This is a genomic window from Segatella copri (assembly GCF_019249795.2).
Classification (GTDB): domain Bacteria; phylum Bacteroidota; class Bacteroidia; order Bacteroidales; family Bacteroidaceae; genus Prevotella; species Prevotella copri_B.
In genome coordinates this window covers 370,010-393,026 of sequence record NZ_CP156892.1, presented here as the reverse complement: position 1 = coordinate 393,026, position 23,017 = coordinate 370,010, and the positions used below count along the sequence as shown (strand labels likewise).

The following is a 23,017-nucleotide window of genomic DNA, read 5'->3' as shown; positions in this document are numbered from 1 at the left end:
TAGATAAAACTTATTCTAAATTACTAATTTTCTAATGTTTTTAAGTAGAATCCCAGTTCTGAGCAGATGCTTGCTGAAGGGATGTTCCTCTTGGAACCCGAAGGCTCCGGTGGGGGCAACCTGGATGCGTAGCAATAGCTAAGTCTTGGTTTTCTTGTTGCAAAAGTATATAAAAAATATGAGAATATAGGTATATTGGGGGTAAAAAAATACGTAAACGTTTACAGATTTTTGCGTAAATACTCTGTTTTTTACATTTCGACGGTCTGTTTTCTCAGTTCCCGTTTCTGCTGTTTCAGAAGCAGAGGGAACAAAAAAAGTGCAATATCCGGCACCCTTCTGAAAGAGAATGGGGATATTGCACTCCGAAAGTTATCTGTCAATCTAATTACTTATGGTCTCTGTTTCTTTACTTTACGATAACCTTGCTTGTCTTCTTGCTGCCATCTGCCAGGGTCTTAACTACGATGTTGATACCCTTCTGAAGATTTGAAAGCTGTGTGCCGTCGGCTGCGAAGATGGTGGTCTTGATGACTGCTGCATCTGTAGCTGAGGCGATGTTGTGGATGCCGGTGCCCTGACCAACAACTGTAGCTTCGCTCAAACCGCCCATCTCGTTGGCTGCACGTACGCTCCATGTTGCAGAGGCGTCATCAACGATATAGCTAGGAGTGATGGTGAAGTCTACTACCTTGCCGTTCTTGCATACTGCCCAGAGAAGCGCGTAGTCGTTATTGTCCCAAGCGAGGGTTGTGCCGTTCAACTTTACGTTGGTTGGAGCTGAAGCCTGTTCGGTAGCTGCTGTAGGATCCCAGTCATCATCCTGACCCATTACTGTTTCAATGGTGTAGGTTGCAGCTTCCTCTGCTGTGAGGATAGGGTCTCCTGCTGTTTCATTACGACGGTTTACATAATTGTCACCATTCTTTGAGTCGTAGGCATCATAAACTTTCTTTCTGTCCTTGAGGTCTACTATGCTTCCTGTTGATGTGTATGAGTTGTACTCAGCGAAACGCTTAGGGTATCCGCCACTCATCTCGTTCCATCCTGCAGCTGACGGGATGGCTTCCATCTTGGTGTCAATGTAGAGCGCGATAGGTGTTCCCTTGCCCCATGGACGACCTAAGGTGTAGTTACCATTCAGGTCTTTTGCCTCAGTAGCATCCTTGATGGTACAGTCTTTGAAGATGTAGCCATACTTCTTTGGTTGAGAAGGAACGGCGAGGTATCCTCCCTTTTCGCAAATCCAGAGTTCTACATTATTATAATATACGTCACCCTTACCGCAAAGGTAGTCGGTACGACCACGAAGGATTCCGTCTTCGAAGTAGAATTTACCGTTCTGGTTGTTTGATACGTAGGTGTCCTGGTAAGCCCAGAGGTTTACGTTCTTACAGATGGTCTTGTTGCTCTGGTCGTTGAGTACGATGTCGCGACCTTTGGCATCACCCATACTGCTGTACATCTTCAGATCCTGGAAATAGGTGTTTGTTGCTCCCTTCTGCAAGCAGAGTACGTCACCCTTGCCGATACCTTCCAATACGTTGGCTGATTGGCCTGAGTTTGGAATGGTGTTGGTCAGTGAGGTGTTGTCCATGCTTTCACCAATGATTGATACGTTTGGCGTATTCATATAGGTGGTTGGGTTAGCATAACTCTTGCCGTCGCTACCTGTTACCTTACTCTTCTCGTCAGCAGGAATCTTGTAGTCGCCCTGCTTGATGAAGATGCGGAAACGCTTGCTAGTATCTGTACGCTTGGCTGCTGCATCAAGTGCTGCCTTGAAGTCTCCGTCGGTTGGTACGATGAAGTCGTAGAGGGCTTTGGTTACTGCTGGCTTGGTCTTGGTAGTGAAGTTCAGAACAATTGCCTGGTCTGTGGCATTGTCTGTCAAATCGGCTACCGAACCTGCAGCGAGTGTGAAGGTATAAGCTGTAGCGTAGTTCAAGCCTTTGTATGCGAAGGTGATGGTCTTGCCTGATACAGTTCCTTCTATCTTTGCTGTTCCGAGAGTGGCTGCAGCGTTGTCGGTGAGTTTTACCTTCTCATCAAAAGTCAGTACAATCTTGCCGTTGGCAGATGCGTTGGTTGCGCCTTCTGCTGGTATGGTGCTTACGAGTACAGGGGCCTTGCCGTCGTTAACGAGCTGGGCAGTACCTGTGATGTAGATATTTGTGATAGCGATTCCGTCGTTGTCGCCTGTTGCTCCCTTGATGGAAGAAGTCTTGTCGGCAATCCAGCGGATGTATACTTCTGCCTTGTTGTTTGCATCGGCTGGGAGAGTGAACTCGCCATCGGTCCAGGTTTTGGTTCCTGGCATCTTGATGGCGCCTACCTTGGTCCAGTCGGTGCCGTTGAGAGAGTATTCCACATTATATGTTTCGTATGCATTATAATTGTAGAGCATACTGCTCTTTACCTTGATATCGGTGAAGGCTGTTGCGTTGACCTTGGTCTGCCAATAGGTTTCGCCCAGTGCCTTGGTTTTCTTGGAGGTCCAGTTTACAGCTGCATTCTTTCCTTCGTAGCCGCCAGCACTGTTGCTCTTGTCGAGCCATGCGTATGTATTTCCGTCTGCATCGCGCAGGATGAGCTGGTCTACATCGTTGTCTGCTGCAGCGAAGTCTGCTGTACGACCTTCTCTTGCTGACTTATAGAAGTCCCAGCCTGCGATGAAGTCTTTTGCAGAATATGCAGCAGTGTATGATTGGTCGACATTCATCTTTATTTTGCGTTCTGCTCCTGTTTCACCATCATTCCAGTTGGTAAAGGTGAGGATGTCGTTGCTGCTGGCTGTGAGGGTTACTTCTGTTCCCTCTTCATACATATTCTTTCCGTTAACAACGGTTGGGGCAGGAGTTGCGCTTACCATATAGTCTTTTGCACCACCTTCTACCATGTAATCCAAAGCGTAGGTGTTTATCTTCTCAAAGTTTGCCTTCAATGCTGTGTTGGCAGAGATAGAGAAGGTATATTCTTCATCTGTAGATACTACCTTATTATTGGCATCTGTCCAATTGACAAATTTGTAGCCGAAATTTTTTGTCGCAGTTACGGTGATTTGTGTTTCTGCGTCAAATACTGTACCAGAAGGAGATACTTTGATGGTTCCTGCTCCTGCATTTGATACAACAGCTGACAGAGTATACTGTGCAACCTTTTCAATGGTTCCGTTCAGAAGACCATTGATGTGTACATCGGCAAAGCCTTGCTGCTTAGTAGAGCCAACGCCAACGGTGCAGCTCAGCGTGAAGCCTTCAGCTGATGTCAGTTTGGCTTGCTGGTCGGCAGTGAGCTGGATGACGATGTGGTTGGTCAGGTTTTCATTTTTCGAAAACTTGTCAGTCTCTGTTGTCTTGTTCTCTCTTAATGCAGTGAAATTGCCCAAATCTACCGAAGTTCCGTCGCTGAGTTTGGCGGTTACGGTTACTCCATTTTCTGCATCTGTACCGAATCGGTTTACATAGGTGCTGATAGATGTTGGGGTGAATGTAAGCCCCTTGCTTGGTTTAACGGTCCATTCTACGGCTTTTGTTGAACCAACAGGACTGAAACCTGCCATGACCATCGGGCTGCCGTTTTTATCCAGTGTTTTCGTTGATGTCTTGGCAACATACTTCAAGTCACCAGTGTTTACGGAAACCAGACTAAAACCTTTTTCTGGTGATTTTGTGTACTGCGTAGCGTAGTTGGCGTCATTAAACGGCCATGAAACACTAGCTTCTTCGTTCTGGTAGGTTTGCGCATTTGCTACTACCATAACAAACAGGGCTATGAGTGAGAGCCCCAATCTGAGTAGATTTCTTTTCATTTGTTTGCCTTTTAGGTTGTTATACTTTATTTTATTGTTTACATAATTAAGTTTGTTGGTGCAAAAATACACTTATTATTTCTATTTAAGAACTTTTTGTTTCAATTTTGTTGTAAAAGCTACGCAATCGTTTTCGTACATTTCCGTCTTTTTATCTCTCTTTCCTTTTGCCAAATGAGAATTAAGTCGTACTTTTGCAGGCGTAAACAAACGAATTTTAAACCAAATTATAATAATAAATCACAGAACTTTCGCAAGTGGTTCAAGAACGGGCTGAAGGTCCAAAAGCTCCTAGCCCAGGGCGTGTGGGGCAATACTTGCTATCTTTACAGTACTTCCTTATCTCCTTTCATTTCTTGATAAGTGAAAGTTAAGTTATTTGATTTTTTCTTTGGTTAATTCAGATTTTCTTTGTAATTTAGCCGCGCAAAACGTAAAGTTTGTAAGATTATGGCAAAAATAGTAAATAAATACCCTGTGGGGATACAGACATTCGAAAAACTCCGTGAGAAAGGTTATCTCTATGTAGATAAGACCCAATATATCGTGGATTTCAGAGAAAAGCAGATGTCGTATGTCTTTCTGAGTCGTCCAAGACGATTCGGAAAGTCGCTCTTTGCCTCTACTCTTCAAGCTTATTTCGAGGGTAGAAAGGAACTCTTCGAGGGATTGGCAATAGCTGATTATGAGAAGGATTGGGTGAAGCATCCTGTGCTTCATTTTGATATGAGCGGTGCCAAGCACTTTGATGCTGATGCCTTGAACAGTTATCTGAATCTGCAGCTTTTGCCCTATGAAAAGCTATACGGTAAGGGAGAAGGTGAAAATTATCCTAATGAAAGACTGGATGGTATCGTAAAGCGTGCTTATGAGCAAACGGGCGAAAAGGCGGTTGTCATCATCGATGAATATGATGCCCCATTGTTGGATGTGGTACATGAGAAGGAGAACCTGCAGCCCCTCCGCCGCATCATGCAGAACTTCTACAGTCCTCTGAAAAAGCTCGACCCATACCTGGAGTTTACCTTCATCACGGGTATCACCAAGTTTTCGCAGCTCAGCATCTTCAGCGAGCAGAATAACCTCGACAATATCAGCATGTTCGACCAGTACTCCGCCATCTGCGGTATCAGCAAGACGGAGCTTATCACGCAGATGAAACCGGATATTGAGGCTTTGGGAGAAGACCTAGGTATGACGTATGAGGAGTGCCTGGCAGAGCTGACAAGATTCTACGACGGCTATCATTTCAGTAAGAAATCTGAAGATGTTTTCAATCCGTTCAGCCTGGTAAAGGCACTGAATGCACGGGATATTGCTCCTTACTGGTTTGACTCGGGTACTCCGTCTTATCTTATTAAGACATTGCAGAAGTATCACGTCAATGTGATGGATATTGAGAAGAAATCATGTGATGTGGATGACTTTGATGTTTCGCCGGAAATGATGACTTCTGCGCTTCCGTTGCTCTATCAGAGCGGTTATCTCACCATCAAGAAGTATAATCCGATGTTGCATCGTTATACTTTGGAATATCCTAACAGGGAGGTAAAGATTGGTATGCTCAAGAGTCTTGCACCTAACTATCTTTCACCAATATCTTTGGATAATAACAGCCTGGTGGGTGATTTCCTGGAAATGCTTTATGATGGAGATGTAGAGGGAGCAATGATTCGATTGAAAGCATATCTTGCCAGCATCTCCAACCGTTTGAGCAATAAGAACGAACGGGATTTTCAGACGGTGTTCTATCTTATCTTCAACCTGATGGGCGCCCATATGAGGGTAGAGGAGGATAGTGCAATAGGCAGGGCTGATGCAGTGGTATATATGCCTGATGCTGTATTTGTTTTCGAATTGAAGTATGATGGTTCTGCCGAAGAAGCAATCAAACAGATAGATGAAAAGGGATATCTGATTCCATATTCTGCTGATGGTAAACGCTTGTTCAAAATTGGTGTTAATTACGATAGTAATCAGCGGACAATTAGTGATTGGAAGATAAAGGAAGGATAAAATACTGTACTTTAGTATATAGTTCTGCAACGGGCTGAAGGGGCAGCTGTCTCTTCAGCCCGTTTGGTTGTATGCTCGGCATGAGCTTATTCTAATGGGTGCAAGTCCCTAACAAGCCCTAATAGCGGGATTGTATAGCCAATAGCAAGGGTGTCCACTGCGAGGTGGAATCTGAAAGAAGCTGGCGGCAAACATCTGACCTAACGTAGAGAAACTTCATATAAGGCATTTAACCATGGATGAGATTGCCACACAAATCAAAGTCCTATAGCTATTCGGAATGGTTGGTGTAAATGAAGTGGGTATAATATGGAAAGAATAAGCCCTTATCCGAGGAGGTCTCACGGACATGGCGATTAGTTGCCTTTACGAAAGTCATGGAGTGAGCCCACTTTAAAAAGTAAGGCCTGTTTAAAATGTTTATATTTCACGAAAATAATCTCTGATTTATGTCGTAATCTGGAATGTTTTTCGTATCTTTATACCATCAATCAAACAGAATGACTATGTTTAAAAAGACAGATCCGAATCCTCAGTTAGATATATTCACGGCTCCCTTAATGCAGTTAGGAAGTCGTGCTTCAAAGAAGTATTCTGACCCCAACGCATGGTATAACCAGTTCTATAGTCTCGTGACAACCAAGATTAACGAGGAGATATTCAAGCCTTTGTTCCCAGAAGGCAAGAAGTGCGGCCGCCCAAATGCCTCCATTCGCATTCTCGTAGCTATGTCTGCCTTGAAGGAGGGCTTCGGTTGTAGTGATGAGGATCTGTTCGAGAAGTGCGAGTTTGATCTTCTTACCAGAAAGGCTCTTGGCATGGAACTTCTGACAGATGTTACTCCATCAATAGATACCTATTATCTTTTTCGCCGCCGCATCTGCGAATATCAGGAAAGAACTGGTATAGATCTGATGCAGTTCTGCTTCGAACAGCTTGCTGGCAATCAGGTACGTCTTCTCAAGATATCAGGCAAGTGCGTCCGTATGGATAGTAAGCTTATCGGCAGCAATATCGCTCGCCAGTCTCGTTATGAACTGATACATACAACTTTGGTCAAGTTCCTCAAGACATGCACGCTTTCCGACCTATCCCCAGAGCAGGAAGAGCGGGCAAAGGAATACTTGAAAGAGGATTCCTCCAAGACCGTTTACCGCTCTGATTCCGATACGCTTCAGAGCAATCTTGCCAGAATTGGCAATTTCATCATGGAGATGCTGGCAACTTTTCCTGCCACTTCCCCTGCACATGATCTTCTTCAACGTCTGTTTGCTGAACAGTATGCCGTAAAGGACGGAAAGGCTGTTCTTCGAGACAAGAAGGAGGTAAAGGCAGACAGTCTTCAGAATCCTAACGATCCTGATGCAACCTATCGTGCCAAGAATGACCAGAAGGTGCAAGGCTACGTGACCAACATCACAGAGACTGTAGAGGAAGGCAAGCCTAACATCATCACTTCCGTTCAGGTTGAAACTGCAGTATTTGCAGACTGCCATTTCCTTCAGGAGGCTGTGGAAAACAGTGAACGTGTCACGGATTCTACCATTGAAGACCTGTATGCAGATGGTGCCTATCAAAGTCCAGACAATCGAGAGTTTGCAAAGAACCACAATGCCATGCAACTCAAGACAGGTAAGATGCAAGGTGGCTGTAGATGGGAACTGATACCACATGACGAGGATGGTCTGACCATCAGGGAAATTGCTACTGGCAACACCTATGAGGCCGTCAAAGCCGTCACAAAGCAAGGCTCCAGAAAGCGATGGAGAATCCCATGGAACAACAAAACCGGTTGGCGTTACTTTGAAGACAAAGACATTAAAGCCTATCAGCTAAGGAAGCAGATAGAAAGCCTTCCTTTGGAGGAACAGCTTAAACGGAATAACGTAGAAGCTGCCATGTTCCAATACAGTTTTCATACACGTAATGGCAAGACCCGATATAGGGGTTTGCTCAAACATCGTATGCATGCATATAGCAGATGTATGTGGATGAACCTCCGAAGGATGGTAAAATTCCAGATTTCAACATTTCAAAGATCGATATTTGCCCTTTTCGGGCCTATTAGAGAAGCTTTCGGCTCTTTCAAAGCGATTTCTCGAAAGATATTCACCAGCGGAGCCGATTGCTATGTTTCACTCAGAATGACCACACTGGCCAGACTGGATTCAAAATATGTCCCTTTTTAAAGTGGACTCAGTATATAATACTGCGTTAAATTAATATTTAATCGTCTGTAAATCAATAACTTATATTAAGAAGTGCTTATGAAAACTTAATTATAAAAAGTTGGTCAAGTCGCTGATTTTCAGTAACTTTGCAAATCACAACAAACGCAAAATTATATGAATACAGGACTTGACCAATATATGGATATCTTTAAAGATGCAGTTGAAGATTCGGCTGCAAAGTTAACAAAAAGTTTCGAGAAAATACTCATCGAGGTGATAATTTTGTTCATGGTAATACCAAGAAAGATAAATTTCACCCAAATGGGGAGGTATGGCTCGCATGTTGAGCAAACCTATCGCAACGCATTCGGCTTAAAAAAGTCGAAAAGCATTGACTGGCTCAAACTTAATGTCTCACTTGCCAAGCGCTTCTTTGGTAAACAGGGAAGATGGGCTATTGCCATTGATCCCAGCTACATCAGCAAAGCTGGCAAGAAGACTCCACATATCGGTCGTTTTTGGTCGGGATGTGCACAGTCTGTTAAACATGGTCTCGAAATCATGGGTATTGTCCTCATTTATATTGATGCCAAAGACTGCATGATGTTAAAAGCACACCAGTCGCTAAGTAATAAAGAACTGAGTCTTAGAAACAAGACTATGGTAGATTTCTATATCAGCGTCATTAAGCGTTACCGCAAGGAACTTCTCAAACTCTCAACCCTCATAGTTGCAGATGCTTACTTCTCTACAAGTACATTTGTTAATGGGATAAAGAAAGAAGGGTTCTCTTTGATAAGCCGCTTTCGTGACAATGCTTGTCTCTTTTATGTCTATGCTGGTCCACGTACTGGAAAACGTGGTCGCCCCAAGACCAAGGATGGCAAGATTGATATGAAGAATCTTGACCTCACTCGAATGGAGAAGATGGAGATGAAAGATATAGAAGGAACAGCTTATACTTTGATAGCCTATTCCAAGGCACTCAGGTGTAAAGTTAGACTTGTCATCTGGCAGATGCCGAATGGCAAGAAGAAACTATTCTTCTCTACAGACACCTCACTTTCGGGTGAAGAGGTACTTCTTTATTATAGAACCAGGTTCCAGATCGAATTTTGCTTTCGTGACGCCAAAGGCTATACTGGTCTTATGGACTGCCAGGCTCGCGATAAGTGGAAACTCGATTTTGCTTTCAATGCTTCGTTCACATCACTAAATGTTGCCAAGGTAACTATGAAGGAGATGGGAATGGAATATTCTATGTCTTCATTCAAGTCACTGATGACCAACATTTATCTGGTGAAACGAATTTTTAAAGCAAGCGGGTACACCCCGAACCGAACTTTAATTAGCAAGATTTTCAAAGATCTCTCGTGCTTACAGCGTACAGCTGCTTAGCACATTATTGAATTATTAACGAACTATTGGTATATAAAAACAACAAGATTTCGCACGACATCCTATCGCATTTTGAAGGCGATGAAGAAAGGTAACCATTGAAGACAAGTAAAGAAATAGTCTGCGAAGTTCTATACTTTATAAATAAAAGTTTTTGTGTAATAGTTGTTTAATGACTAAAAGCAGACTTTAGGGAGTGCACTGACTACAGTTTTTAAATTTACGTATGGAAACAGTTATGAAAAGTAGTAAAAAGTAAAACACACACAAATATTATAGTTGATTTGTAAGCAAAAATTTGCTTTTATCATTTTTTTTACTTACCTTTGCGCCCAAAGTAGTTCAAGAAGTGAGGAAAATACGCAGATAACTGGCGTAAACCGACCTAAATTAGAACGAATAGCTAAAGATATATTATGTAATGCAGACAGTAAAAGAAGAATCATATCAAGCGATATTTAGGAAGTACTACCCTCGAATGTTTTATTATGCTAAACGTATCGTAGGGGAGGATGCTGCCGATGATGTAGTTCAAGAAGCTTTTCTTGAATTGTGGAATCGTATGGATGCATTGGAGACGGATGTCCCGCAGATAGAATCATACCTCTATAAGACGATTTATTCTAGAGGATTGAATTACTTGAAGCGCTATAAGAAAGTCAATACTGCAGCCATTGAAGATATCAACGAAATGCGTATGTCGTGCTATTTCTCTTCGTTTGGAGATGGAGAACAGGACATGGAAAACATGGAGTTGAGAAGAAAAATCAATCAGGCTATAGGGGAACTTCCTGATAAATGCAGGGAAATATTCGTTTTGAGCTATCTCAATGATATGAAAAATAGTGAGATTGCTCTGATGATGAACGTATCCGTACGTACCGTTGAAGCTCATATTTATAAGGCTTTAAAGTCTCTTAGGGCTCGTTTGGGAATATTTTTTGTGTTTTTTGTACCTTTTTTATAGGTTATTGAGTAAGTGTTTTCTCAACAATTATTGTTGTGGTATTTAATTAGATTGTTAATTAATTAAGGATATTAAGCACGATTGTTATATGATAAATGAGGAATTAAAGGCGAGATTCTTGGCAGGTGAGTGCACGGAAGAGGAGCTCATCGCATTAAGGGATATATTAAAAAATTCTCCGGAGGAAAAACAAGAACTTTTCAAAGAAGAAAAGTTGAGCGATGAGTTCAAGGCGCAGTTCATGCCAAGGCCCCAACTGATGCTTGCTGAACAGAGAATGCAGGCTAAGATCAGGGAGATGAAGGCTGAACAGCAGGCTGAGCATCATGCGCATATAATAGGTATGTGGCGTCGGGCTGCTGCGATTGCTGTGGTCTGCGTATTGGGTGGATTGGCCTGGTTCTATCTCCAGCACAATCCGATTTCTAATATGCAGATGCAGGTGGTGATGGCCAGTGCCGACAATGATACGACGGTTACTTTACCTGATGGAACTAAGGTCTGGCTCAACAAACTTGCTTCCATCAAATATCCGAAAGAGTTTGATGGTTCCGACCGTAAGGTAGAGATAGACGGTGAAGGTTATTTTGAGGTGACCAAAAATCCGCACAAGCCTTTCATCGTAGAGAGCGATGTGATGAGTGTTAAGGTGCTCGGTACCGTTTTCAATTTCCATGTGGATAAGGCTCATCAGCAGGCTTCCGTCAGTTTGCTCGAAGGTAAGGTAAGGGTAGAAGGAAATCATGATGAGGGTATGATCGTCTTGAAACCAGGACAGAAGGCATGTGTGGATGCGCGCTTAGGTAGCATGACGGTTTCTGAAACCGATGTCTATAAGGATGCAATGTGGCATGAGCACAAGACTTCCTTCAATAATGCAAGCGTGAATGAAATTGCCAAGATGCTGGAGAATATCTACGATGTGCAGGTGGTTGTTGATCCTACCATCAACCAGGAGAATACTTACTCCGGTGTCATCAAAGAGAAGGAGACCATCGACTCGGTTCTCGATCTCTTGCAGAACACCCTGCCTATCCACTATCACGTGAAAGGCAGTAAGGTATTTATCACGAAGTAGTGAATCAGTAAGGTTTACACCTTAATTATATACTGTTATACGAGAAAAAGAGAGCACTTATTCAAAAAAATAATTTTTTGGGTAAGTGTTTTTTTGTTTTTTGCTGTTATATATTTGAAATTAATAACTTAAATGCTAAAAACAAGGATTATGACACATTGGTATCATTTACAAAAAACTAAAACCGCAGCTGCAGCCTTGGCTCTGATGTTGGTTTCCAGTTCCTGGACATCTGTAAAAGCCCAGATTTCGTTGAATGTTTCTCAGACCACTTTGGGAGCAGTCATCCAGAAAATCCAGAAACAGTCTAAATACCAGTTTACTTACGACGACAACTTGTCAAAGATGCAGGTGAATGCCGTTCAGGTGAAGAACGGTAAGGTAGAGGATGTTTTAAACAAGCTCTTGAAGAATAAGGGTGTATCTTATGTGATTAAGGATGGAATCATCTATCTGAAGAAAAAGGAAATTACTACAACTCCAAGCACCCAGCAACCAAGACAGAAACGTACATATAAGGGTACGCTTCTCGATGAAAACAAGGAACCTCTCATTGGCGCTACCATCCTCGTAAAAGGCACCAATCATCGTGCTGTAACTGATATGGATGGTAATTTTACCATCGAGACCGATGAACCTGCCCCTGTCTTGCAGTTTGCATATCTCGGATATAAGACGATGGATATGGCTGCAAAGGAAGGACATAACGTGAACGCACAGATGCTTCCTGACTCTCAGGCGTTGAAGGAAGTGGTGGTTACTGCCCTCGGTATCAAGCGTGAGAAGAAGATGTTGGGATATTCCGTACAGGATGTCAAGGCGGATGCTCTCAATACGACTGGCGACCCTTCTGTGACTGGTGCCCTCGACGGTAAGGTGGCTGGTCTGCAGATGAATACTTCCAGTACGGGTCTCGGTGGTTCTACCAAGATCACTATCCGTGGAAACTCTTCTCTTACTGATAATAACCAGCCTCTTTGGGTGGTAGATGGTGTTCCTTTTACCGACAACCAGAGTTCTGATGCTTCTGCTTATGGCGGATACGACCGTGGTGGCACTTCTCTGGACATCAACCCAGAGGATATCGAGTCTATCTCGGTACTCAAAGGTGCCAACGCTGCAGCCCTCTATGGTTCACGTGCAGGTAATGGTGTGATCTATGTTACAACCAAGAAGGGTAGTCATAAGCAGGGCTTCGGCATCACATACAACGGTAACTTTACTTGGAGTAAGGTGGCTGAAACAATCCCTATGCAGAAGCAGTACGGACAGGGCTCTCAGGGTGCTACGGTTTATAAAACTGATGAGGATGGCAACAAGACGCTTTCCAGCGAGTTGGCATTCGGTGCTCCGCTTGATGGCAGAATGGAACCTTCTTTTCTCGGTGAGAACATCGCTTACCGCTATTATGGCGATAAGTTGAAGGATTACTTCAATACAGGTTTCTCCCAGTTCCATACCGTAGCTCTCGGAAATTCTGATGAGAAAGGTCATTTCCGTCTCTCTTTAGGTTTCAACGACAATAAGGGTCTTTTCGATGGAGAGAAATTGGATAAGCTGATAGTTGACCTTAATGCAGGTAGAACTATCAATAAGTATCTTTCTACAGATAGCAAGATTTCTGTTTCTCGCATGAAAGCTGAGAACCGTCCGATGACTGGTCTCAATGGAGAGGTAGCCCAGTTGCTTCTCATTCCAGGCAACGTGCGTTTGCAGGATCTTCAGACTTATACAACTCAGGACCAATTGCATCGCAACTGGTTCGGACCAGATATGCAGTATGCCAACCCATACTATGTTCGTCATCGCTTCCAGAATAGCGATGAGCGTTGGCGTGCCTTCGGTTACTATGGTGCTAATGTCAACGTAACCGACTGGTTGAAGTTTAATGCTAAATATGCTTTCGATTATTATCGCACACGCATCCAGGCCACAGACTTGAGTTTGGGTAACTCTGCTGTGAGCATTCCGGGCAGACACTGGAGCGAGATCGTTACCGATGATAATATGAGCCGTTCGGAGGAAAACAACTTCGAGCACAATATCTCTTTCCTCTTCTTGGGTGACAATCAGGTGACCAAGGATTTGCGCTTGGGTTACAATCTGGGCGCCAACATCATGTACCAGAAGTACGAGTTGCTGAGTGCTGCTACCAAGAATATGTTGGAGAAGGATAATTGGATTTTCAATACAGGTTATCAGTTGACCAATGCCAGTGAGAATGGCCATGAGCGCTCTATGTACTCAGCCTTCGGTTCTTTGCAGTTGGCTTTCCGTGAGTATCTTTCATTGGATCTTACAGCCCGCAACGACTGGTCATCTACCTTGCCAAAGGACAACCGTTCTTTCTTCTATCCAAGTGCAAGTGTGAGCTATATCTTCAGCGATTTCATGCGCTCTATCAACCATTCGTTGCCAGCGTGGATGACTTTCGCCAAGACTCGTCTGTCTTTCGCTCAGGTAGGTAAGGACCCAAACCCATACAATCTCTACAACACCCGTTCTTATACCTATGAGAATGGCATCCGTGTGCCAATTCCACAGACCGTGAAGAAGAACAGCAACCTGAAACCAGAGATCAAGTCTTCCTTCGAGTGGGGTCTTGAGATGAAGTTCCTGGAGAACCGTTTGGGATTTGATTTCACCTATTATTATACCAAGACCAAGAACCAGGCTATGCTTGTAGATGCATCTGCTCCTTGGACACAGCAATGGGTGAATGCAGGTAAGATTACCAACAAGGGTATTGAGCTGATGCTTTACGGCACACCTGTCAAGACCAAGGACCTCAAGTTCGATCTCACCATGAATATTTCCAAGAATATCTCCCGTGTAGATGAACTGGCTAATGGCGTGGATCACATCTACTTTAATGGCGATGGCAACATGCCAGTCAAGGTAGGTGCGAAGGCAGGAGGTAAGTTGGGCGATATCTATGCCAATAACCTCATCAAGCGCGATGCGGATGGTCAGATGGTGATTGGCGAGAACGGTCTTCCAATGCCTGTTACCAGTAGTGATGCAGGCGGAAATTTGGAGCAGTATATCCTCGATCATCCTATCGGAAACATCGAGCCAAAGCTTCTCATGTCTGTTACTCCAAGTCTGAACTATAAGGGTGTAAGTCTCACTGCGATGTTTGATATGCGATTTGGCGGCGATATCGTGAGCGTATCAGAAGGTATGGCTACTGCTGTAGGAACTTCAGAGCGTTCGGCTTATCGTGGTGAGTACAAGGAGTTGAATGGTGTGAGCGACTACTATATGGTAGTTCCTGGTGTGACAGCCGACGGACAGGTGAATACCAAGGAGGTAAGTGCACAGTCTTACTATTCCAACATCGGTTTGTACAAGTCGCAGAAGGGTTATGCAGAGATGTTTATCCACAGTGCTTCCTATATCAAGTTGAAGGAACTCGCATTGGGTTACAGCCTCCCAAAGAGCGTGCTCAAGAAGACTCCTCTTACCAATGTGAAGTTGTCATTTGTGGCACGTAATCTCTGCTTCCTGCTGAAACATACACCAGGCAATCCTGATGGAGGTTATGATACTTCTATGTTCTCACAGGCCCTTGACTTTGCCGCAGTGCCATATACCCGCACCTTCGGTTTCTCAGTCAATGTAGGCTTCTAAATACTATCAACTACAACATAAACAGTTCAAGACAATGAAAAAGACGATTATATTCAAGACGATGCTTGTGTCCATGGCATTGGTAAGTTTATCTTCCTGCTATGACATGGATGAGATGAGCAAGAATCCATACGAATTGCCTGATAACACTACTGGCGGCGGTGAAGAGCAGCCTGGTGAAGAGGACAATACCAAGTATGCCGATATCAATATCGACTATAAGGTGAGCAAGGAAGACTCCTTGGCGTTGAAGAGTGAGTTGAGCTCTGCCAACTCTGTTTTCCGCAACTTCCTCTATGAGGGATTTTTCAATGACTATCAGATCACTACCAACTTGAGTCATGATATCTATGCAGGTTTCGTTGCCAATAACCAGCCTAAGCATGGTGGTACATCTCCTGATTATTCATATAAAGATGGATGGAGTGCTGCGCGCTGGAGACATTTCTATACCGACCGCAGCAGTGAGTATCGTACCTTGTTGCGTGCCTATAAGTTCAATGAAAATACCAACAAGTACAAGAACTTATTCTACGTCACACGTATCTACTATGCTTTCTTAGCGCTTGCCAACACCGATACTTATGGCGATATGCCTTTCAAGGAGTATGTACAGGCTAAGATTCCTGAGACCAACAATGTGGCTTATAATACTCAGGCAGAGGTTTACGATGCCATGTTCCGTATGTTGGAGCAGGCTGTTGATAGCATCAAGCCAAACGATGCAACTCAGATAGGTTACGCTACCGATGATATCTGCTATCATGGTGACTGGAACAAGTGGCTCCGCTTTGCCAATTCTTTGCGCCTTCGCATGGCTTTGCGTATTTCCAATGTAGATCCTGCCCGTGCTAAGGAGGAGGCTCAAAATGCTCTCAACAACCAGTATGGTCTGATGCAGAGCAATGAAGACAATATGCAGATTGTTCCTAAGTATGCTCCTGTAAGCCAGGGCGGTACAGATGACGGTGGTAACGAGCATCCTCTGGTGATGTGTAGTGTCTGCTACAATGGTGAGAGCGTAATGTCTAAAGATCTGGAGAACTTCTATCGCAATGCCAGTGAAGGTGGAGCAGAATATAAGATCAAGACAGGTAGAAATAACTATGTCACCAAGAAGATAGACCCACGTTGCTTGGTAAGCTGGTATCGCATCAAGATGACAGAGAGTACTTTGCAGGCTGGTGAAGATAGCCAGAGAGAAGACTTCGTAGGTTGTGAGCGTGGTGCTCAGGCTCCTGTCATAGACATGGGAACCTTGAATTATTCACTCACCCGTACTGCGCCTAAGAGTCTGGGCAAGAACTTGAATCCTAACTACTTCTTCAGTCGTGAGCGTGCTTACCTCCTCTTGGGCTATGCTGAGTCTGAGTTCCTGAAGGCAGAGGCTGTTTTGCGTGGATGGGCTGGCATGGAACTTACAGGTACCGTAGAGGATTACTATAAGTCTGGTATCAAGGCATCTATGGACTACTACGGCATTGCCAATGACAAGGCACAGGCTTACATCGATGGTGAGAAGGCCCTTACGGGTAAGGTGTTCGAGGGTAAGGGCAAGGAGAAGCAGCTTGAAGCAATCATCACCCAGAAGTGGATGGCTATCTTCCCTAATGGTAATGAGGGATGGGCTGAGTTCCGTCGCACCGACTATCCTGCTTTGGCAAATCAGTTGACCAACAATAGTGGAGGTGACGTGCCTATGGGTAAGAATATCAAGCGCATTCTCTATCCTTTCAGCGAGAATAACAACACTTACTTCACTTCTCATCCAGAACTCCAGAAGGTGAATACTCAGGGCACAAGACTCTGGTGGGATGTGGCTGATACCAATGACGCTGACGGCCATCGCCTGCAGCCAAACAATTTCAGATAATCATTCAGACTGTTGTCTATGAAAAGAAAATCAGTTTTGTTCATATTTGTATTCTTCACCTTGATAGCGCAAGCCGTCAGGGTGAATGTACAGAATGCGGTAGATTTCGTGCAGCCTCTCATGGGTTCCGATTCCGACCATGAACTTTCCACAGGCAATACTTATCCTGCCATCGCCATGCCTTGGGGCATGAATTTCTGGGTTCCACAGACAGGAAAGATGGGCGACGGATGGCAATATACCTATGCAGCTAAGAAGATAAGGGGGTTGAAGCAGACGCATCAACCGAGTCCCTGGATCAATGATTACGGTCAGTTTTCATTGATGCCTATCGTGGGTAAACCGGTATTTGATGAGGAGCAGCGTGCCAGCTGGTTCTCTCATAAGGCAGAGAAGGCTACACCTTATTATTATAGTGTCTATCTCGCCGACTATGATGTGACGGCAGAACTCTGTCCTACGGAACGTGCAGCCCTGATGTCCTTCACCTTTCCTCAGACCGATAGTGCTCATGTGGTAGTTGATGCTTTCGACAAGGGCAGCTTCATCAAGGTTTTCCCGAAGGAGCGAAAGGTGGTGGGCTTTTCTACCCGCAATAGTGGAGGTGTTCCTGAGAATTTCAGAAATTACTTCGTTATTGAGTTCGACCATGATTTTGAGGCTTTCGTCAATGTGAAGGATGGTCAATACCAGGGTATGGTTCAGGGCGGTTATCAGGAGACTTACCAGCAGGAAGGCAATCATGTGGGCACCATCATCTCCTTCAAGATTCGTCAGAGAGGCGAGAAGGTTGTGGCTCGTGTGGCTTCTTCCTTCATCAGTGAGTCACAGGCCTGGCAAAACCTTCAGGAATTGGGACAGGCAGATATGCAGCAGCTCTGTCAGCAGGGTAGAAACCGCTGGAATGAGGTACTCGGCAAGATAGAAGTGGAGGATGAGGACATTGACCATCTCCGTACTTTCTATAGCTGTCTCTACCGCTCCGTTCTCTTCCCTCGTGCTTTCTATGAGAAGAATGCAGCCGGTGAGGTGGTTCACTACAGTCCTTACAACGGAACCGTACAGAAGGGCTATATGTTTACCGATACCGGTTTCTGGGATACTTTCCGCTGCCTTTTTCCACTGCTCAATCTGATGTATCCTTCTGTGAATGAGAAAATTCAGGCGGGTCTTGCAAATACCTATCTCGAGAGCGGATTCCTGCCAGAGTGGGCGAGTCCGGGGCATCGCGGTTGCATGGTGGGCAACAACTCAGCCTCTGTGGTGGCCGATGCTTATCTTTCCGGTTTACGTGGTTATGATGCAGAGACCCTTTGGCAGGCTGTGGTTCATGGAGCCAATGCTGTTCATCCTGAAGTGAATTCTACCGGACGTCATGGTTTTGAGTACTACAATAAGTTGGGCTATGTGCCTTATGATGTGAAAATCAATGAAAGTGTGGCCCGTACCTTGGAATATGCCTATGATGACTGGTGCATCTACCAGTTTGGCAAGGCGCTCGGCAAGTCAAAGAAGGAACTGAAACCTTTTGCCAAACGAGCGATGAACTATGAGAAGGTGTTCGACAGGGAGAGTGGTCTGATGCGCGGAAGATTGCTGAATGGAAAATTCCAGTCTCCTTTCAATCCGCTCAAGTGGGGCGATGCCTTTACCGAGGGAAATGCCTGGCATTATACCTGGTCGGTATTCCACGATCCTGAAGGACTCATCCGTCTGATGGGCGGAAAGGAGAAGTTCAACCAGATGCTTGACTCGGTATTCCTTCTCCCTCCTGTTTTCGATAATAGCTATTACGGATTTACCATCCATGAAATCAGAGAGATGCAGGTGATGAACATGGGCAATTATGCACACGGCAACCAGCCTATCCAGCACGCCATCTATCTCTATGATTATAGCGGACAACCTTGGAAGTGCCAGTATTGGGTGCGACAGGTGATGGACCGCCTCTACACACCGACACCAGATGGTTATTGCGGCGATGAGGACAACGGTCAGACTTCAGCCTGGTATGTTTTCTCTGCGATGGGCTTCTATCCGGTTTGCCCTGGTTCAGGACAGTATGCATTGGGTACTCCTTACTTCAAGTCTATGAAACTCCATCTGGAGAACGGACTGCAGGTAAGCATACAGTCGGAAGGTGACGGATGCTATGTTGATGACATGCAGATGAACGGAAAGAAGTATGATCTTAATTATCTCGACCTGAATTCTCTGAGGCAGGGTGCGCAGATCTCTTTCCGCCTTTCTGAAAAACCGAATTTGCAGAGAGGTATTCTGGAGTCAGATGCGCCATACTCTTTCTCAAAATTCATGAAATAGTATCATTAAAATATATCTTAAATTCAGAAAATGAGAAGAAGATTCTTTCCTATATTATTATTGTTGGCTTGTGTGATAGGTGGAGACTATCCACAAGCCGCTTTTGCTCATGATAAAGCTCAGGCAACCTCCTGTCTGACCCAATTTGTCAATCCAAGAATCGGAACGGGCGGTCATGGTCATGTATTCCTCGGTGCCAACGTACCTTTCGGTTATATCCAGCTGGGACCTACTGAGCATACCCGTGGTTGGGACTGGTGTTCCGGTTATCATCAGTCAGACTCCATTCTCATCGGCTTTGGTCATCAGCACCTCAGCGGAACGGGTATCGGAGAATTAGGCGATGTTGCTTTCCTCCCGGTGACAGATGCTCATCAGAAGAAAGTGCTCTTCCATCATGCCAATGAGAATGTTCGCCCGGGCTATTATGCGGTGAAATTGCAGCAGCCGAATGTATGGGTGGAACTTACCGCCACCAAGCGTGCTGGTTTCCATCGCTATACCTTTGGGGCAGACGTGAAGAAGGCACAGTTGGTACTCGACCTTTTTCAGGGTATCGGATGGGATAAACCTACCGATTATGCGCTGGATGAGGTGAAGGAAACTGCAGTGGCTGGTCATCGCTTCTCTACAGGATGGGCGAAGGACCAGAAGAATTTCTTCGTGGCTGAGTTCTCTCAACCGGTTCAAGTACAACCGCTCGATAGTGGACGCTGGCTGGTTCAGGTGGCAGATGCCACCCGCCCTCTGATGATCAAGGTTGGTCTCTCTGCAGTCAGCATTGCCAATGCCCGACAGAATCTGCAAACAGAGATTCCTGACTGGAATTTTCATCAGGTAGTGGCGCAGGCTGACGAGGCATGGAATCGGGAATTGGCTAAGGTGAAGGTGGAAACTTCAGATTCCATTGCCCGCCGCATTTTCTATACAGCCATGTATCATTCGATGACCGCTCCATCCGTATTCTCTGATGTCAACGGAGAATATCGCGGTGCCGACGGTAAGGTGCATCAGGGTGATTTCACCAATTATACCACCCTTTCTCTCTGGGATACTTATCGTGCAGCCCATCCGCTGATGACGCTCATCCACAAGGAAATGCTCCCAGACGTGGCAAGTACCTTTATCAACATCTATCGCCAGCAGGGTAAGCTCCCAGTATGGCATCTGATGGGCAATGAGACCGACTGCATGGTGGGCAATCCGGGCATCCCGGTGCTTGCCGACCTGGTGCTCAAAGGATATGTCAAGGATAAGGAGGGAGCCTATGAGGCCATGAAACAGTCGGCATTGCGTGAAGACAGAGGCCTCGGTCTTCTCAAGAAATATGGTTACCTGCCTTATGACAAGGATCCGGAAATGGAGACTGTGGCTAAGGGACTGGAATATGCGCTGGCTGATGACTGCGTGGCGAAAGTGGCCCGACTCTTAGGCAAGAAGGCGGATGCGAAGTATTTCGCAGAACGTGCCCAGAGTTATCGTAAATATTTCGACCCGAAGACCGGTTTTATGCGTGGCATCGGTACCGACGGCAAGTTCCGCGAACCGTTTAATCCTTTCTCAGCCGTTCATCGTCAGGATGATTATACCGAGGGAAATGCCTGGCAATATACCTGGCTCGTTCCGCATGATGTGCATGGACTGGTGAAGCTCTTCGGTAATGAACAGAAATTTGTGACCAAGCTCGACTCCCTTTTCATCGTAACGGGCAATATGGGCGATAATGCCTCTCCTGATATTTCTGGTCTCATCGGACAGTATGCCCACGGTAATGAACCGAGTCATCAGGTACTCTATATGTATAATTATGTAGGTCAGCCTTGGAAGGCAGCCCGTCTTATTCGCCAGACCATGAATGAGATGTATAAGGATGATTTCGACGGTTTGAGTGGAAACGAGGATGTGGGTCAGATGTCAGCCTGGTATATTCTCTCTGCGATGGGACTCTATCAGGTAGAACCTGCAGGCGGCAAGTATATCATCGGCAGTCCGATCATGGACAAGGCTACCATCAGCTTAGGCGACGGCAAGAACTTCTCCATTATCTGCAAGAACAACAGTTCGGAAAATATCTACGTGCAGTCTGCCAAACTCAACGGTAAAACCTATACCAAGTCGTATATCATGTACCAGGATATGATGAAGGGAGGAACCCTCGAACTCCAGATGGGCAATCAGCCATCCAAGTGGGGAACCCGTGGTGCAGATAGACCTTAAAAGAAATCACAATTAAAATCGAAACATAAATAAACCCAGACAATGAGAAAAACAATATTTGCAATAGCCCTGATGTCGGCAATGTCGGCGATGGCACAAAAGCATGCTGAGGTAGATGTTCATGCCCGCTACACTAAGGTGGTAACACCTGTCAATGGCAAGTATGAGTCCAAGCGTCCGCCTGTAGCTGAGCGTCTCTTTACTTCAGAGGCAGTGGAGAAGAAAATCAAGGAAGTACAGAAACTCCTCAAGAAGAATCCGAAACTCGCCTGGATGTTCGCCAACTGTTATCCGAACACGCTGGAAAGTACGGTGCATTATCGCCAGTTGGCTAATGGCGATGACGATACCTTCGTCTATACAGGTGATATTTCAGCCATGTGGCTCCGCGATTCAGGTGCTCAGGTTTGGCCATATGTAGCCCTTGCCAACAAGGATGAGAAATTGAAGAAGATGCTGCGTGGTGTCATCCTGCGCCAGTTGAAGTGCATCAATATCGACCGTTATGCCAATGCCTATAATGACGGACCTACCGGAGCAGGTTGGCAGAAGGATGATACCGAGATGAAGGCAGAGGTTTTCGAGCGCAAGTATGAGATAGACTCTTTCTGTTATCCTATCCGCCTCGCTTACGAGTACTGGAAGGTAACAGGCGATGACTCCATCTTCGGAGAAGACTGGATGCAGGCTATCGGAAATATCCTCAAGACCTTCCATGAGCAGCAGCGCAAGGAAACAGCCAAGGCTTACCACTTTACCCGCATGACCGATCGTGCCTTCGATACCGTGGGCTGGGATGGTTTCGGAGCTCCTGTCAAGCCAGTTGGTCTCATTGCTTCCCTGTTCCGCCCTTCAGACGATGCCACGATTCTTCCGTTCCTGATTCCTTCCAATTTCATGGCGGTTTCTGCGATGAATAAGGCGGCTGAAATCCTGAAGCATGTGGCAGAGAAATCAGAGACTGAGCAGAAGAATAAGGCACTCGGGATTGCACAGGATTGTTCTGCCTTGGCAGCCGAAGTAAAGGATGCCCTGCAGAAATATGCAGTCTATGATCATCCTAAATATGGCAAGATTTATGCGTATGAGGTAGATGGTTTCGGCAACCGTCTTCTGATGGATGATGCCAATGTTCCATCGCTTTTAGGTATGGGCTATTTGGGTGATGTTGAGATGAATGATCCGATTTATCAGAACACCCGCCGTTTCGTATGGAGCGAGGACAATCCTTGTTTCTTCCGTGGTAAGGCAGGCGAGGGTATCGGCGGTCCTCACATTGGTTATGATATGCCTTGGCCGATGTCTATCATGATGAAGTGCTTCACAGCCCAGAATGATGATGAGATTCGCTGGTGTATGAAGACCCTCCTGAATACCGATGCAGGGATGGGATTCATCCATGAATCTTTCCATAAGGATGATGCTTCGAAATACACCCGTGCCTGGTTTGCATGGCAGAACACCCTCTTCGGAGAGTTGGTCATCAAGCTCATCAATGATGGTAAGGTAGATTTGCTCAACAGTCTCTAAT

11 protein-coding genes are annotated in these 23,017 nt (G+C 45.2%); 10 read left to right on the top strand and 1 reads right to left on the bottom strand.

Annotated features, from left to right (window positions below; translation table 11 throughout):
• Nucleotides 1-409 precede the first annotated feature (409 nt).
• Nucleotides 410-3,811, bottom strand: coding sequence for an Ig-like domain-containing protein (locus tag KUA48_RS14555; protein WP_218432910.1), 3,402 nt, complete (start codon nt 3,809-3,811; stop codon nt 410-412).
• Nucleotides 3,812-4,261: 450 nt separating this feature from the next.
• Between KUA48_RS14555 and KUA48_RS14550 the strand changes: the two genes are divergently transcribed.
• From KUA48_RS14550 to KUA48_RS14505, 10 genes are all read left to right on the top strand, one after another.
• Nucleotides 4,262-5,827 carry an ATP-binding protein gene (locus KUA48_RS14550; protein WP_218432907.1) on the top strand — a complete coding sequence of 522 codons (1,566 nt, stop codon included), beginning with the start codon at nt 4,262-4,264 and terminating at the stop codon, nt 5,825-5,827.
• 560 nt (nt 5,828-6,387) lie between these two features.
• Nucleotides 6,388-8,016 (top strand): transposase, encoded by a 1,629-nt coding sequence (locus KUA48_RS14545; protein ID WP_369503335.1) that lies wholly within the window; start codon nt 6,388-6,390, stop codon nt 8,014-8,016.
• A gap of 156 nt (nt 8,017-8,172) precedes the next feature.
• Nucleotides 8,173-9,396 carry a transposase gene (locus KUA48_RS14540; protein WP_264960474.1) on the top strand — a complete coding sequence of 408 codons (1,224 nt, stop codon included), beginning with the start codon at nt 8,173-8,175 and terminating at the stop codon, nt 9,394-9,396.
• A 421-nt stretch (nt 9,397-9,817) separates the two neighbouring features.
• The gene (locus tag KUA48_RS14535; RefSeq protein WP_218433689.1) at nt 9,818-10,363 is read left to right on the top strand and encodes an RNA polymerase sigma-70 factor; all 546 of its coding nucleotides are present in this window, start codon (nt 9,818-9,820) and stop codon (nt 10,361-10,363) included.
• Between the two features lie 88 nt (nt 10,364-10,451).
• Nucleotides 10,452-11,441, top strand: coding sequence for a FecR family protein (locus KUA48_RS14530; RefSeq protein ID WP_218433690.1), 990 nt, complete (start codon nt 10,452-10,454; stop codon nt 11,439-11,441).
• A 150-nt stretch (nt 11,442-11,591) separates the two neighbouring features.
• Nucleotides 11,592-15,074, top strand: coding sequence for a SusC/RagA family TonB-linked outer membrane protein (locus KUA48_RS14525; RefSeq protein ID WP_119238333.1), 3,483 nt, complete (start codon nt 11,592-11,594; stop codon nt 15,072-15,074).
• Between the two features lie 34 nt (nt 15,075-15,108).
• Entirely contained in the window at nt 15,109-16,947 is a 1,839-nt protein-coding gene (locus KUA48_RS14520; RefSeq protein ID WP_119238334.1) for a SusD/RagB family nutrient-binding outer membrane lipoprotein, read from the top strand.
• An 18-nt stretch (nt 16,948-16,965) separates the two neighbouring features.
• Entirely contained in the window at nt 16,966-19,269 is a 2,304-nt protein-coding gene (locus KUA48_RS14515; protein WP_153087425.1) for a GH92 family glycosyl hydrolase, read from the top strand.
• 30 nt (nt 19,270-19,299) lie between these two features.
• The gene (locus KUA48_RS14510; protein ID WP_153094046.1) at nt 19,300-21,486 is read left to right on the top strand and encodes a GH92 family glycosyl hydrolase; all 2,187 of its coding nucleotides are present in this window, start codon (nt 19,300-19,302) and stop codon (nt 21,484-21,486) included.
• A 42-nt stretch (nt 21,487-21,528) separates the two neighbouring features.
• Nucleotides 21,529-23,016 carry a glycoside hydrolase family 125 protein gene (locus KUA48_RS14505; protein WP_218433691.1) on the top strand — a complete coding sequence of 496 codons (1,488 nt, stop codon included), beginning with the start codon at nt 21,529-21,531 and terminating at the stop codon, nt 23,014-23,016.
• Nucleotide 23,017: the final 1 nt, after the last annotated feature.